Source organism: Streptomyces sp. NPDC104309, assembly GCF_055584025.1.
This window is the reverse complement of sequence record NZ_JBVJMV010000009.1, coordinates 24,333-38,505: the sequence shown is the minus strand read 5'-3', so window position 1 is coordinate 38,505 and position 14,173 is coordinate 24,333. Positions and strand designations below refer to the sequence as shown.

At 71.9% G+C, this 14,173-nt stretch carries 15 protein-coding genes; 8 read left to right on the top strand and 7 right to left on the bottom strand.

Annotated features, from left to right (window positions below; translation table 11 throughout):
• Nucleotides 1-46: 46 nt before the first annotated feature.
• Nucleotides 47-934 carry an alpha/beta fold hydrolase gene (locus ACZ68L_RS15370; protein ID WP_469577297.1) on the top strand — a complete coding sequence of 296 codons (888 nt, stop codon included), beginning with the start codon at nucleotides 47-49 and terminating at the stop codon, nucleotides 932-934.
• 29 nt (nucleotides 935-963) lie between these two features.
• Here the strand turns inward: ACZ68L_RS15370 and ACZ68L_RS15365 are convergent, their stop codons facing one another.
• The 5 genes from ACZ68L_RS15365 to ACZ68L_RS15345 all read right to left on the bottom strand — a co-directional run bounded on the left by ACZ68L_RS15365 (nucleotide 964) and on the right by ACZ68L_RS15345 (nucleotide 2,781).
• Nucleotides 964-1,188: a hypothetical protein gene (locus ACZ68L_RS15365; protein ID WP_469577296.1), complete on the bottom strand. Its 225-nt coding sequence runs from the start codon at nucleotides 1,186-1,188 to the stop codon at nucleotides 964-966.
• A gap of 3 nt (nucleotides 1,189-1,191) precedes the next feature.
• Nucleotides 1,192-1,368, bottom strand: coding sequence for a hypothetical protein (locus ACZ68L_RS15360; RefSeq protein WP_469577295.1), 177 nt, complete (start codon nucleotides 1,366-1,368; stop codon nucleotides 1,192-1,194).
• 114 nt (nucleotides 1,369-1,482) lie between these two features.
• Nucleotides 1,483-1,734, bottom strand: coding sequence for a DUF397 domain-containing protein (locus ACZ68L_RS15355; RefSeq protein ID WP_469577294.1), 252 nt, complete (start codon nucleotides 1,732-1,734; stop codon nucleotides 1,483-1,485).
• A complete protein-coding gene (locus ACZ68L_RS15350) occupies nucleotides 1,727-1,918 on the bottom strand; it encodes a DUF397 domain-containing protein (RefSeq protein WP_469577293.1) in 192 nt (63 codons plus the stop codon). Before ACZ68L_RS15350 ends, ACZ68L_RS15355 begins: the two co-directional genes overlap by 8 nt.
• Nucleotides 1,919-1,929: 11 nt before the next feature.
• Nucleotides 1,930-2,781, bottom strand: coding sequence for a helix-turn-helix domain-containing protein (locus ACZ68L_RS15345; protein WP_469577292.1), 852 nt, complete (start codon nucleotides 2,779-2,781; stop codon nucleotides 1,930-1,932).
• Between the two features lie 211 nt (nucleotides 2,782-2,992).
• On the opposite strand from ACZ68L_RS15345, the gene ACZ68L_RS15340 reads away from it, so the two are divergent.
• Nucleotides 2,993-3,454 (top strand): ATP-binding protein, encoded by a 462-nt coding sequence (locus ACZ68L_RS15340; protein ID WP_469577291.1) that lies wholly within the window; start codon nucleotides 2,993-2,995, stop codon nucleotides 3,452-3,454.
• A gap of 71 nt (nucleotides 3,455-3,525) precedes the next feature.
• Here the strand turns inward: ACZ68L_RS15340 and ACZ68L_RS15335 are convergent, their stop codons facing one another.
• Nucleotides 3,526-4,140 carry an HAD family hydrolase gene (locus ACZ68L_RS15335; RefSeq protein WP_469577290.1) on the bottom strand — a complete coding sequence of 205 codons (615 nt, stop codon included), beginning with the start codon at nucleotides 4,138-4,140 and terminating at the stop codon, nucleotides 3,526-3,528.
• 118 nt (nucleotides 4,141-4,258) lie between these two features.
• Here ACZ68L_RS15335 and ACZ68L_RS15330 point away from each other — a divergent pair, with 118 nt between their 5' ends.
• From ACZ68L_RS15330 to ACZ68L_RS15315, 4 genes are all read left to right on the top strand, one after another.
• Nucleotides 4,259-5,269 carry a FecCD family ABC transporter permease gene (locus tag ACZ68L_RS15330; protein WP_469577289.1) on the top strand — a complete coding sequence of 337 codons (1,011 nt, stop codon included), beginning with the start codon at nucleotides 4,259-4,261 and terminating at the stop codon, nucleotides 5,267-5,269.
• On the top strand, nucleotides 5,266-6,348 hold the full coding sequence (locus ACZ68L_RS15325) for a FecCD family ABC transporter permease (protein ID WP_469577288.1): 1,083 nt from the start codon (nucleotides 5,266-5,268) through the stop codon (nucleotides 6,346-6,348). Before ACZ68L_RS15330 ends, ACZ68L_RS15325 begins: the two co-directional genes overlap by 4 nt.
• A complete protein-coding gene (locus ACZ68L_RS15320) occupies nucleotides 6,345-7,217 on the top strand; it encodes an ABC transporter ATP-binding protein (protein ID WP_469577287.1) in 873 nt (290 codons plus the stop codon). Before ACZ68L_RS15325 ends, ACZ68L_RS15320 begins: the two co-directional genes overlap by 4 nt.
• A gap of 192 nt (nucleotides 7,218-7,409) precedes the next feature.
• Entirely contained in the window at nucleotides 7,410-8,381 is a 972-nt protein-coding gene (locus ACZ68L_RS15315; RefSeq protein ID WP_469577286.1) for an ABC transporter substrate-binding protein, read from the top strand.
• Nucleotides 8,382-8,564: 183 nt separating this feature from the next.
• Here the strand turns inward: ACZ68L_RS15315 and ACZ68L_RS15310 are convergent, their stop codons facing one another.
• Nucleotides 8,565-9,680 carry a hypothetical protein gene (locus ACZ68L_RS15310; protein WP_469577285.1) on the bottom strand — a complete coding sequence of 372 codons (1,116 nt, stop codon included), beginning with the start codon at nucleotides 9,678-9,680 and terminating at the stop codon, nucleotides 8,565-8,567.
• A 75-nt stretch (nucleotides 9,681-9,755) separates the two neighbouring features.
• Between ACZ68L_RS15310 and ACZ68L_RS15305 the strand changes: the two genes are divergently transcribed.
• Entirely contained in the window at nucleotides 9,756-12,215 is a 2,460-nt protein-coding gene (locus ACZ68L_RS15305) for a helicase-associated domain-containing protein (RefSeq protein ID WP_469577284.1), read from the top strand.
• Nucleotides 12,216-12,396: 181 nt separating this feature from the next.
• A complete protein-coding gene (locus ACZ68L_RS15300; protein WP_469577283.1) occupies nucleotides 12,397-14,040 on the top strand; it encodes a DNA repair helicase XPB in 1,644 nt (547 codons plus the stop codon).
• Nucleotides 14,041-14,173 lie beyond the last annotated feature (133 nt).

The window sequence follows — 14,173 nt, the reverse complement described above, 5'->3', positions numbered from 1 at the left end:
CCGTCGCCGGGTGTGCTCTGACAGCGACTGCTGGGAAACTGCAAGCATGCCGATTGTTGAAGTCTCGCCCGGAGTGTCCATCGCGTACGAAACCTTCGGTGACCCTTCTGACGCACCTGTCCTGCTCGTGACGGGTTTCAGCGCCCAGATGATCGCCTGGCACGAGGACTTCTGCCGCACACTCGCCCATCGTGGCCGCTACGTGATCCGGTACGACAACCGCGACTGCGGGCTGTCCACCAAGTTCGACGTTCATGCCGTCGATACGAGCCGGCTCATCGACGCTGTGAACTCGGGAGACATTCCGTCCGCCCTCGCGATGGTTCCCTACACGGTTCAGGACATGGCCGACGACGGCCTCGGCCTGCTCACGGCGCTCGGAATCGAACGAGCTCACGTGGTCGGATCCTCGATGGGCGGAATGCTCGCCCAGACGATGGCCATCAGCCGGCCGACGCGGGTGCTGACCCTGACGTCGATGATGTCCTCGACCGGCGAATCCGAATACGGCCGGTCCAGTCCCGAAGCCCAGGCGGTGATCTCCAGCCCGAAGCCGGCGGACCGCGAGGGATACATCGCAGCCGCGGAGAGAGACCTGGTGTGGGCCTCCAAGCGCTATGGCGATCCCGCGGCCCTTCGTGAGCTGGCTGCCAACAGTTACGACCGCGCGTACTGCCCAGCCGGAGTCGGACGTCAACTGGGAGCGATGATCCTCAGTGGTTCACGGGCACATGCGCTCCGGGAGCTTCAGGTCCCAACCCTGGTGATCCATGGTCTGGACGACACGCTGGTCGACCCCAGTGGTGGGGAACGCACCGCAGATCTCGTGCCCGGAGCGCAGCTCTTGTTGATCCCCGATATGGGTCACGACCGCCCCCGCGAACTCTGGCCCGAGATCAACGACGCCATCGAGGCGCACACCGGCCGCGAATGAAGGACAGGTGAGCGGCAGCCCCGCCACGGTCACGCCGCTCCGCCGTAGAGCGCCCGGAAATGCAGCAGCGCCTGATGGTCCGAGTCGGATTCCGTGAGCACGTAGTCGTCCTCGATGACACCGTTCTCATCCCACTGCTTCGCCCACAACGCAATGCCGTACTCATACTCGCCGTCCTCCGCGAGCTGCCCGTTCCTGTGCCACTCCCGAGCCCGTCCGTGCAGCATCCCCCGCGCGAACGTCGAGTCCACCATGGGCTACCCCGACGGATACCACTCCTTCGTCGGCCCCCACTGCAGACCCTCCCGGTAGGTCGCCTCGGACTTGAGAGCGCCATCCTTCTCCGTGAACGCGACACCGGTGAAGGGCACGTCGTTCAGGTAGCGGAGGCCGTCGTCTTCGTAATCGACTCGATCTGCCGGGGCTCGATCCATGGAGGTTTCCTCGCTGTCCTGCCGTCTGGTTCGACGGGCGCATCCTGTCGGCTGCCGGTCCGCAAGTTCCCGCTGCTGCCGATGACTTGTGATATCCGGTCCAGCCCGATTCTTTCAGGACGGAGTGACCGGGCCCTCGCCGTCGAGTTCGGCGAAGTGGTCGAACTCGCCGGCCACGACGCCCTTGGTGAAGGCGTCCCATTTCGTCGTGGTCGTCGTCACGACGTTCTCGGGGTCGCTGGTCTCCCGTAGACAGACCTGGTCGTCCGGCCCGAAGGCGATCTCGATCCAGGGGCCGGGGCCCTCCTCGCCCTCGGGGGCGGCACGGATCCACGTGAGGTCGGTGGGGATGCGGGGGTCAGCCATGGCAGTGACTCTCCTTGACGGCCCGTACGAGGGCTGCCCACGCGGCGGGGGTGGTGTGGAGTATCGCTCCGGTGGGATCGCTGCTCTCGGTGAGTTCGACCGTGCTGTCGCGCGCGGCGACGTGCACGCACGAGTCCCCCTGGGCGCAGTAGGACGACTTCTGCCAGTGGTCGTACGTGGGCATGAATGCTCCCCTCACAGGTGCTGACCGATGTGGTGGATGAGATCCCGGGTGTCTTCCGGCGACAGCGCCGCGTCCTCGATCCTGCTGAACAGGGTCCGGTAGTTCCGGAGTTGGGTATCGGCGTCGAGGAATGCGAGGCCATGGGACTGGTCGAGGTGGACGGTGTCCAACTCGGGAACTGGGCCGTACGCGTAGTAGATGGACTGGCCTGAGCCGGGGATGGCGCCTGCCTTGAACGGGATGACCTGGATGGTGATGTGGTCCTGCTCGCTCATGTCGAGGAGGTGCCGCAACTGCGGCCGTGCCGTTTGGGGGCCGCCGACTTCGGTACGCAGCGCCGCTTCATGGATGAGCGCCTGGTACGGGGTCGGCTCCGCTCCGCACAGCACTGCCTGTCGCTTCGTTCGGAACGAGACCCGGTGCTCGACGTCCGAGGGCGGAAGCTCCGGGACGTGCTGCCGGAAGATCTCCCGCGCATGGTCGGCGCTCTGGAGCAGCCCGGGAATGTGCGCCGTGATGGCCCCGCGCAGCCGTTCGGCATGGTCTTCCAGTTCCGCAAGATCCAGGAGAGGCGTCGGCAGGAGCTCCTGGTAGTCGGACCACCAGCCACGCTTCCGGTCCTTGACCATGTCGACCAGGGCTTCGATGAAGGCATGGTCGGAGCACTCGTAGTTCTGCGCCATGGCGCGCAGCCGCTCGCCGCTCACTCCGAACCTGGCGGCCTCGATGTTGCTCAGCTGCCCCTGGCCGATGCCATGCAGTCGGGCGGCCTCGGTCGCCGTGAGGCCGGCGCGCTCGCGCAATTTGCGCAGCTCGGTGGCGATTCGGATGCGCCGGCCGGTGGGGGCCGATCTGCCTGCCACGTAACTCCTCCTTGGCGGGGTTGAGTTCGACTCATCACTCACACGAGGGGATCTGCATGCAGTTTCATGAATGCAGTGCAAATAGAACTTGCAGAGAGCCTAGTCTCTGACCCAGGCCACCCGCCCGGAAGTACCCCGCTCGACGGAGCGGTCTCGTCACCGGGCACATCGAAGCGCACCCTTCAACTCTCCTCCGTGATCGGAGACTTCCATGGTCAGTGCCACGGTATCCCCGCCCTGGGCGTACACCCTCCAACTCCCGCAGGATCCCCGCGCTCCCGGCGTGGCCCGCTCCACCCTCCGCACCGTCCTGCGCGTGCACGGCATGCGCGAACTCACCGAGACCGCCGAACTGTTGGCGAGCGAACTGGTCACCAACGCCTACCTGTACTCCTCGGGGGCCTACTCCCTGCGCCTGCGCGACGCCGGGCGCAGCCGTGTCCGGCTGAGCGTGTGGGACACCAACCCGCACATCCCCGCCCCCTTCCGATGGAGCGCCGAGGCCCCGGAAGAGCTCGCCGAACGCGGGCGGGGGCTGTACCTCGTCACCCTCTACGCGGAGAGCTGGGGCGCCCACCCCATGGGGACCGGACTGCCCGGGCAGGGCGGGAAACTGCTCTGGGTGGAATGCGCGGCCAAGGCGGATGAGGCTCCACCGTACGGCGCCCGGTGAACCCGCGCCCCGTACCCCGTACCCCGTACCCGGCACACCGCATCCCGCGCCCCGCGCCCCGCCCGGAGGGCCTACGCCGCGTAGCCGTCCAGCCAGGACGGGAACTCCGTCAGCGACGACAGGACGACGTCCGCGCCCGCCGCCCGGAGCTCCTTCTCGTCGCACGGGCCCGTGGTGACCGCGACCGACAGGGCCCCGGCCGTGCGGGCGCCGCGTACGTCGCCGGTGTGGTCGCCCACGTACACGTGCGCGCCGTGCTCGCGCAGCGCCTCCCCCTTGGCCTCCGCCCACAGACCGCCGATCACCGCATCCGGCTCGATCCCGAGGTGCGCCAGGTGCAGCTCAGCGTTCGGCAGGTGCTTGGCGGTGACGACTATCGCCCGGCCGCCCCGCTCGCGGATCGCCGCGACCGACTCCCGGGCCCCCGGCAGCGCGAGGCTGGGGACGATGGCGTGTGTGGGATAGATCTCCCGGTAGCGGTCGGCGGTGGCGGCCACCGCGTCGGCCGGAAACCAGTTCCGCAGCTCGTCGTCGACCGGCGGCCCGAGCCTGGTCACCACCAGGTCGGCATCGATCGGCGTCCCCGTCTCGGCGGAAAGCGCCAGGTAGGCGGCCTTGATACCGGGCCGGGAGTCGATGAGCGTCATATCGAGGTCGAATCCGACCGTCAGTGGGTGTGAAGGCATGGAGTCCATTGTCATGGGGCCGCACACGACGGCGTTCCCGGTACGGGCCTCGGCCCGCGAAACGGCGGTGCTTAGACTTAGCCAAGCCTAACTTTACTTCGCCTTTCGATTGGGTCCGATGTCAGTCGCCGCACCACGCCGCCCCAGACGCGCACTCGCGACGGCGGCGGCCGTCGCGGCGCTGCTGGTGGCGGTGCTTCTCAGTCTTGCCGTGGGGGCCCGTTCCATACCCCCGTCCGAGGTGATCGACGCCCTGCTGCACGGCGGGCACTCCGACTCCGCCGAAGTCGTCCGCAACATGCGGGTGCCGCGCACCCTGATCGGGCTGATGGTCGGCGCGTCACTGGCCCTCGCGGGCACGGTGCTCCAGGGCATCACCCGCAACCCCATCGCCGACCCCGGCATCCTCGGCATCAGCCAGGGCGCCTCGGTGGGTGTGGTGCTGGCCATCGCCTACGCCGGGATCCACACCCTGACGGGATACGTGTGGTTCGCGTTCGCGGGGGCCGCGATCGCCTCCGTCGCCGTGTACGCCATCGCCTCCAGCGGACGCGGGGGCGCCACCCCGGTGAAGCTCGCCCTCGGGGGTGCCGCGATCAACGCGCTGCTGGTGTCGGTGACGACGGCGGTACTGACGACCAAGGCGTCCGCGCTGGACGAGTTCCGCTTCTGGCAGGTCGGCTCGATCGCCGGGCGCGAGGCCGATGTGGCCCAGCAGATCTGGCCGTTCATGCTGGTCGGGACCGTGCTCGTGCTGTCCGTCGCCCGCGGGCTGGACGCGCTGGCGCTCGGCGAGGACGTGGCGAAGGGCCTCGGGCAGAAGGTCGCCACGGTTCGGATCGTCGGCGGCATCGGGGCCACCGTGCTGACCGGTGTCGGCGTCGCGGCGGCCGGCCCGATCGCGTTCATCGGGCTCGCCGTCCCGCACATCGCCCGCGCGATCGTCGGCGGCGACCACCGCTGGGTGCTGCCGATGGCGGCGCTGATCGGGCCCGTGATGCTGCTCGTCTCCGATGTCGTCGGCCGTGTCCTCTTCCCGCCGAGCGAGGTCCCGGCGGGCGTGATGACGGCGCTGATCGGCGTTCCGTTCCTGGTCACGCTGGTACGCCGGAAGGCGGTGCCCGCGTGAGCGCGAACACGGCCGCCCCGGTGCGGCCCGCCGGGTACCACGTCGTACGCATCGGGGCGCGGGGCCGGTTCCTGCTGCACCGGCGCGCGGCCGTCGTCGCCGCGGCCCTCCTCGTCGCGCTGGCCGCCCTCTGTGTCGCGTACCTCTGCGTCGGCGAGAGCTTCGTCGCGCCCGGCGAGGTCCTGAAGGTGATCCTCGGGCAGCCGTCCCCCGACGAACTGGTCGTCGGCACGCTGCGGATGCCGCGGATGGTCGTGGGGCTGCTGGTCGGTGCCGCGTTCGGGATCGCCGGCGCGCTGATCCAGACCGTCGCCCGCAATCCGCTGGCCAGCCCCGACATCATCGGCATCAGCCAGGGGGCGGGCGCGCTCACGGTCGGCGCGATGACCTTCGGCGTCACCTCGTACACCGTGCTGCCCTATCTGTCCGTCATCGGCGGGGTGGCCGCGGCGGCGCTGGTGTACGTCTTCGCCTGGCGCGGCGGGCTGCACGCCACCCGTTTCGTCCTCATCGGCATCGGCTTCGCCATCGCGCTGCGGTCGGTCATCACTTTGTTCATGACCAAGGGCGACTACCTGGTCGCCCAGCAGGCACAGGTCTGGATGACGGGCTCGCTCAACGGCCGCGGCTGGTCCGAGGCCGCGCCGATCGGCTGGACGCTGCTGATCCTGCTGCCGGCCGTCCTGTGGGCGGCACGGGCCCAGCGCACCGTCGCGATGGACGACGACACCGCGACGGCGCTCGGGGTGCGGCTGGGACGCGTACGGCTGGGGCTCGTCGCCCTCGGCGTGATCCTGGCGTCCGTGGCGACCGGGACGGCCGGACCGGTCGACTTCGTGGCGCTGCTGGCCCCGCAGATCGCCCGCCGGATGACCCGTACCGCGCAGATCCCGCTGTTCTGCTCCGCGCTGCTCGGCGCGGTGATCGTGGTCTTCGCGGATCTGCTGGCGCGAAAGCTCTTCTCGCCCACCGAGCTGCCGGTGGGCGTACTGACGGCGGCGGTCGGCGCCCCGTATCTGATCTGGCTGATCGTCCGAGGTCACGGCGGCGGTCGCGGCCGTAGTGGAGGCACCGCATGAGCTCGACCCGTACGTCCGACGCGCCCGACGCGCCCGAGGCCGCGACGTCCGCGGCCGGCCGGCTCACCGCGCGGGAGCTGACCCTCGCGTACGAGGACCGCACCGTCGTGCGGGAACTGGACCTCGACGTGCCCGACGGCCGGGTCACCGTCATCGTCGGGCCGAACGCCTGCGGCAAGTCGACCACCCTGCGCGCGCTCGGCCGCCTCCTCAAACCGCGTGGCGGGGCGGTGCTCCTGGACGGCACCGAGCTGTCGAGGATCCCCACGCGGAAGATCGCCCAGTCGATCGGCCTGCTGCCGCAGACCCCGGTCGCCCCCGAGGCGATCACTGTCTCCGACCTCGTCGCCCGTGGCCGGCAGCCTCATCAGCACTGGTGGCAGCAGTGGTCGGAGGAGGACGAGCGGGCGGTGACGGACGCCATGGACCGTACGGACGTCTCGGCGCTGGGCGAACGGTCGGTGGACGAGCTGTCCGGCGGACAGCGCCAGCGGGTCTGGATCGCGATGGCGCTCGCCCAGGAGACCGATCTGCTGCTGCTCGACGAGCCGACCACGTACCTCGACATCGCCCACCAGGTGGAGGTCCTGAACCTGGTGCGCCGACTCACCGCTCCGGCGGCGGACGGCACCCGCGGCCGGACCGTCGTCACCGTGCTCCACGACCTCAACCAGGCCGCCCGGTACGCGGACCACCTGGTCGCCATGAAGGCGGGCCGGATCGTCGCCGAGGGCCACCCGAAGGACATCGTCACCGCCGGGCTCGTACGCGAGGTCTTCGGGCTGGACGCGGTGATCGTCCCGGACCCGGTGACCGGCTCGCCGCTCGTCGTGCCGGGGCCGCCGTGGCAGGCCGCGCCGACGCCATGACCGGCCCGGGTGGGTGCCCGCCAGGACGGTTCGCCCGGCGCCACGGGCCACGCGCCCTCGCCGGGCTCCCGGCTTCCCGCGTGCGCGCCGCTCCCCTCGAACGGCGAAGGCCCCGTACCGCCCGGGGCCCGACCGCCCGACCCCCGGCAGGACACCCGTGACCGAGCACCCCAGCCCGACGAAAGGCAGTCCATGACCACCCTCACCCGCCGCCGAGGCCTCACCGTCGGCGCCCTCACCCTGTCCGGCGCGCTCGCGCTCTGTGCCTGTGGTTCCTCGGGCTCCGGCAAGGACTCCGGCGCCGGCGCCACCAGAACGCACACCGTCAAGACGGTCATGGGTGACGTCGAGGTGCCCGTGGCCCCCCGACGCGTCGTGGTCCTCGACACCGGTGAGCTGGACTCGGCACTCAGCCTCGGCGTGCGGCCCGTCGGCGCGACGCACTCGGCGACGGAGGACGGCTTCCCCTCCTACCTGCCCGCGAGCCGCACGAAGGGCATCGAGGAGGTCGGCGACATCGCCAACCCCAACATGGAGACCGTCGCCTCGCTGAAGCCGGACCTCATCCTCACCAGCAAGGTCCGTGACGGTGACCGTTTCGAACAGCTCAGCGCCATCGCCCCCACCGTGATGACGGAGTCCACCGGGTCCGCCTGGAAGGAGAACTTCCGGCTGCACGCGGACGCGCTCGGCAAGCAGGCCGAGGCGAAGAAGGTGATCGCCGGGTACGACGCCCATGTCGCGAAGGTGACCGAGGCGATCGGCGGCAAGGAGAAGGCGGCCGCCACGGACGTCAACTTCATCCGCTTCGTCGAGGGCGCCGACATCCGCATCTACGGCAAGCAGAACTACATCGGCTCGATCCTCGCCGACCTCGGCATGGGCCGCCCCGCGATCACCGACAAGGCCAAGGACGGCTTCTCGTACGACGTGTCCCCCGAGAAGATCGACCTCGCGGACGCGGATGTCGTCTTCACGTCCACGTACGGCGACCCGGACAAGGCGGGGGCGACGAAGACGATGAGCGGCGGCCTGTGGAAGGGGCTGACGGCGTCCAGGAACGGAAAGGTCTTCAAGGTCGACGACCGCCTGTGGATCGCGGGCATCGGCTACACGGCCGCGGACCGGATCCTCGACGAGCTGCAGACCGATCTGACGAAGTGAGGCAGGCGGCGTGCGGGGCCCGTCCGGCGAGCGTCCGGGCTCGGGCGGGACGTGCGGGCCCTCGGGCGGGCGGCGAGGCCGGATGGCCCGCCCGCATCCCGGAACACGCGAGCCCGGCGTGATCCCGGTCGGTCTTGACCGGCCTGCTTCCGCGCCCGCCGTACGCAGGAGCGACGAGAGGCCCTAACCCGCCCGCTTCCGCGCCCGCCACACCAGGAACACCGCCGACGCCACCGCGGCCGTCCGCACCACCACCGGCCAGGCCCCGCTCAGCGCCTCCCCCATCCCGTCCTTGGGGATGGGTTCGCCCCAGCGTCCCGTGGTCCGGCCCCACAGCCAGACCAGGGCGCCCGCCACGACCACGCCCGGCAGCCCCATCGCGGCCCACTTCGCCTCCGCGCGGGACAGCTTGCGTGAGCTGTACGCCAGCAGCCAGCCGCCGGCCAGGGCCAGCCAGGAGCCCATCACGGCACCCGCGACCAGCAGCGCGGCGGCGAGCAGCAGCAAGGGGTGGGAGAAGCCGCGGCCCGTCGCCCCGCCCTCGCGCGCGGCGCGGCGGCCGAGCCTCGGGAAGCGTCGGCGGCGCGGGGCCTCGCCGGGACCGTCGTCCTCGGCGAAGCCGTCACCGTCGTCCGGCTCGTCGTACTCCGGTTCACCGTCACCCGCGCGCGGACGCGGCACGGCGCCCCCGTCCGGAGCCGGCGGTTTCATCATGTCCGGGATCTCGACGCCGCCGAAGAACCCCGGCACATCGACCCCGTCACCGAACGGCGTCGGCTCGACGCGCCACCAGTCGGGCTCGTTCCCGGACCGGCCCAGCTCGTCCGATCCGGCCATGTGCGGCGGCGAGGGCACGCGCCCGGCCGGTTCCGGGGCCGCGGACTCCGCGGACTCGCCGGCGTGTCCCGGCTCTCCGTCGGGGCACTCCCCGTCCGGGGCCTCCGCCCGCACCGGCGACGCGCCCCGGCCGGAACCGTCTTTCCGGAGCATTCCCCTGCGCGGCCGGGGGATGCCGCTGCCCTCCCCCGCGACGGGTCCCGGCCCCTGCGGCAGCTCCACCGTGCCGTCCGCCGACGCGGCTGCCGCGGCGACCAGTTCGTCCGGCGTGCCGAGCCTCCCGATGATGCGGCGGACCGCCGCCGGGGTGTCCCCGGACTGCCTTCCGCGCTGTCGGTCGATCTCGCCCCGGAGCGTCGCGACGAGCCTCATCCGGGTGCCCGAGGACAGCTGTTGCTGCTGCGCCAGGTCCCCGACCCGACTCAGATAGTCGTAGACGAGCTGGTCGCTCTCGATGCCCACGCGATGGTTCCCCTCTACGGCCCTGCACCGACGGTAGCGCCCTCGGGCCTGTCCGGAGCGACTACCGTGGGACGGATGGGGACGACCACACCACCGCGGACGCTCGCCGAGGCTCTCCGCGCCCGGGACGACGAATCGCTGGCGGGGCTGCTGCGCGCCCGCCCCGATCTCCTCACCCCCGTGCCGGGCGACATCACCCAGCTCGCGACGAGAGCCGGCACGCGCGCCTCCGTCGTACGCGCCCTGGAGCACCTCGACCGGTTCGCCCTGCAGACCGCCGAGGCGCTCGCCGTGGCTCCCGACCCCGCACCGTACGAGACGCTGCTCGGCCTGCTCACCGGCGACGGCCGGGACGACGGCGAGCACCGGGGGGACGCGGACACGGCGATCGCGGACGCGCTGCCCGCCGCCCTGGGCACGCTGCGCGAACAGGCCCTCGTCTGGGGCGAGGACGACCGGCTGCGACTGGTGCGCACCGCGCGCGAACTCCTCGCGCCGTCCCCGCAGCGCGCCTCCCCCACCGGCCTGGGCCCGACCGTCGCGGAGGCGACCGCCGGGATGTCGCCGGGCCGCCTCCAGGAGATCCTGGCGGCGGCCGGTCTGCCCGCCACCCACGACCCGGTCTCCGCCGTGACGGCCCTGTCGGCGCTCTTCACCGACCGGGCCAGGATGGGCGAGCTGCTGGACACCGCCCCCGCCGAGGCCCTGTCCGTACTGGACCGGCTGGTGTGGGGGCCGCCGTACGGGGAAGTGACCCCGAACCCCACCCCGCCGGTGAAATGGCTGCGCGACCACGGGCTGCTGTTGCCGGTGTCGACCCGCACCGTGGTGCTGCCGCGCGAGGCCGCCCTGCATCTGCGGGCCGGGCGCGCCCACCGCGTGCCGGAACCGCGTCCGCCGGCCGTGGAGGCGGTCGCCAACCGTGTTCCCCAGGCTGTGGACAGCGCCGCGGCCGGCCAGGCGTTCCTGGCGGTGACCACCATCGAGGAGCTGCTGAAGGGCTGGAACGGCGGCGGGCCCGCGATACTGCGCGCCGGCGGCCTCAGTGTCCGCGACCTGAAGCGGACCGCCACCGCCCTCGACGTCTCCGAGCCGGTCGCCGCGTTCTGGACCGAACTCGCCTACGCGGCCGGGCTGCTGGCCTCCGACGGCGAGGCCGACGAGCGGTACGCTCCGACGCCCGCCTACGACGACTGGGCCGAACTCCCCGCCCAGGACCGCTGGGCGCGCCTCGCCACCGCCTGGCTCGCCGCGACCCGTACCCCCGGACTGGTCGGCGGCCAGGACGCCAAGGGCCGGGCCCTGTCCGCCCTCGGCCCCGACCTCGACCGCTCCGCCGCCCCCGAGGTCCGCCACCGGGTCCTGGCCCTCCTCGCCTCCCTGGAGCCGGGCACCGCCCCCGACCCGGAGACCGTGCTCGCCCGGCTCCGCTGGGAACGCCCGCTGCGCGGCGCGTCCGCCTCCGCCGGGGACACCACCGACCTGCGGTCCCGGATCGCCCTGTGGACGCTCAACGAGTCCGAACTCCTCGGCATCACCGGCCGCGGCGCACTCGCCGCGCACACCCGCGCCCTGCTCGACTCCGGCCCCGACGAGGCCGCCGCGCTGCTCGCGCCCCTCATCCCCGAACCCCTGGACCACGTCCTGCTCCAGGCCGACCTGACGGCCGTCGCCCCCGGTCCGCTGGAGCGCCCGCTGGCGGACATGCTCTCCGCCCTCGCGGACATCGAGTCGAAGGGCGGCGCGACGGTCTACCGCTTCACCCCCGGCTCCGTACGCCGGGCCCTGGACGCCGGACAGTCCGCCGCCGATCTGCACGCCTTCCTCGCCACCCACAGCCGTACGCCGGTGCCGCAGCCGCTCAGCTACCTCATCGACGACGTCGCCCGCCGCCACGGCCATCTGCGGATCGGCGCCGCCTCCTCGTACGTGCGCTGCGACGACGAGGCCGTGCTGAACGAGATCCTCGCCGACAAGCGCTCGGCCACCCTGCGCCTGCGCCGCCTGGCGCCGACGGCCCTGGCCTCCCAGGTCGACCCGGCGTCCCTGCTCGAAGGGCTGCGCGAGCTGGGCTACGCGCCGGCCGCCGAGTCCGCCGAGGGCGATGTCCTGATCACCCGCGCGGGCGCCCGCCGCACCGCGCCCCGCACGCCCCCCGTCCCCGTGCCCGAGGGCCCGCCGGTCCCGGACGCGACCCTGCTCGGCGCGGCGGTCCGGGCGATCCGCGCCGGGGACACGGCCGCCACGGTGGTCCGCAAGGACCCGGCCGACGCGCCCGCCGCCACACCCGGCGCCCTGTCCCGTACGACCTCCGCCGAGACCCTCGCCACCGTCCAGGCCGCCGCGATGACCGGCTCGGCGCTCTGGATCGGCTACGTCAACGCGGACGGCGCGGCCAGTCAGCGCGTCATCGCGCCGGTCCGGGTCGAGGGCGGCTTCGTCACGGCGTACGACCACACGGCGGACGAGGTCCGCACGTACCCGCTGCACCGGATCACCGGAGTCGCCGAACTGGCCGACGACGCCACGTCCTGAATCGCCCACGATCACCCGACGCCCGGCACCCCGCACGGGCGTCGTGCCCGGCCGGTGGGATCCGGCCGGTCCGGACCGGCGGCCCCGTGTCCGGCGACGCGACACGCCCGCACCGCCGGATGCGGCACACTGGACGTTTGGCCGTTCCCGGCCGTCCCCGCAGCAGAAAGGGCCGACGCGCGTGAGTGGACCCCTCATCGTCCAGAGCGACAAAACACTCCTCCTGGAAGTCGACCACGACCAGGCCGACGCCTGCCGGCGGGCCATCGCGCCCTTCGCCGAGCTGGAGCGTGCGCCCGAGCACATCCACACCTACCGGCTGACCCCGCTCGGGCTGTGGAACGCGCGGGCCGCCGGGCACGACGCCGAGCAGGTCGTCGACGCGCTCGTGCAGTACTCGCGCTACCCCGTTCCGCACGCGCTGCTCGTCGACATCGCCGAGACGATGGCCAGGTACGGCCGCCTCACGCTCTCCAAGCATCCGGTGCACGGTCTGGTGCTGACCTCCACCGACCGCCCCGTGCTGGAGGAGATCCTCCGGTCGAAGAAGGTCCAGCCGCTGGTCGGGGCGCGGATCGACCCGGACACCGTCGCCGTGCACCCCTCGGAGCGCGGGCAGATCAAGCAGACGTTGCTGAAGCTGGGCTGGCCCGCCGAGGACCTCGCGGGCTACGTGGACGGCGAGGCGCACCCCATCGAGCTCGCGGAGGACGGCTGGGCGCTGCGGCCGTACCAGAAGCAGGCCGTCGAGGGGTTCTGGCACGGTGGCTCGGGTGTCGTCGTACTGCCCTGCGGTGCGGGCAAGACGCTGGTCGGGGCCGGTGCGATGGCGCAGGCCAAGGCGACCACGCTGATCCTGGTGACCAACACCGTCTCGGCGCGGCAGTGGAAGCATGAGCTGGTGAAGCGGACCTCGCTGACCGAGGACGAGATCGGCGAGTACAGCGGCACGCGCAAGGAGATCCGGCCGGTCACCATCGCCACGTACCAGGTGCTGACGACCCGCCGGAAGGGCGTCTACCCGCATCTGGAGCTGTTCGACTCCCGCGACTGGGGTCTGGTGATCTACGACGAGGTGCATCTGCTGCCCGCGCCCGTCTTCAAGTTCACCGCCGACCTGCAGGCCCGGCGGCGCCTCGGCCTCACCGCGACGCTGGTGCGTGAGGACGGCCGCGAGTCGGACGTCTTCTCGCTGATCGGGCCCAAGCGGTTCGACGCCCCGTGGAAGGAGATCGAGGCGCAGGGCTACATCGCGCCCGCCGACTGCGTCGAGGTGCGCGTCAATCTGACGGACTCGGAGCGGCTCGCGTACGCCACCGCGGAGACCGAGGAGAAGTACCGGTTCTGTGCGACGACCGCGACGAAGCGGAAGGTGACCGAGGCGCTCGTACGCAAACACCGGGGCGAGCAGACCCTCGTCATCGGGCAGTACATCGACCAGCTCGACGAACTGGGTGAGCATCTGGACGCCCCGGTGATCAAGGGCGAGACGAGCAACGCCCAGCGCGAGAAGCTCTTCGACGCGTTCCGGGAGGGTGAGCTCAGCGTCCTCGTCGTGTCGAAGGTCGCCAACTTCTCCATCGACCTGCCGGAGGCGACCGTCGCCATTCAGGTGTCGGGGACGTTCGGTTCGCGGCAGGAGGAGGCGCAGCGGCTCGGCCGGGTGCTGCGGCCGAAGGCCGACGGGCACGAAGCGCGCTTCTACTCGGTGGTCGCCCGCGACACGATCGACCAGGACTTCGCGGCGCACCGCCAGCGGTTCCTGGCGGAGCAGGGGTACGCGTACCGGATCATGGACGCGGACGAACTGCTGGCCGACGGCTGAGGACGGCGGCCGAGGCCGGTAGATGGGGGCCGGGGCAGGTCGGTGAGGACGTGGCCGGGGTCGGTCGTTGGACGGTGACCGGGGACGATCGGTGCGGACGGCGGCCGGGGCCGGCCGGTGAGGACGTGGCCGG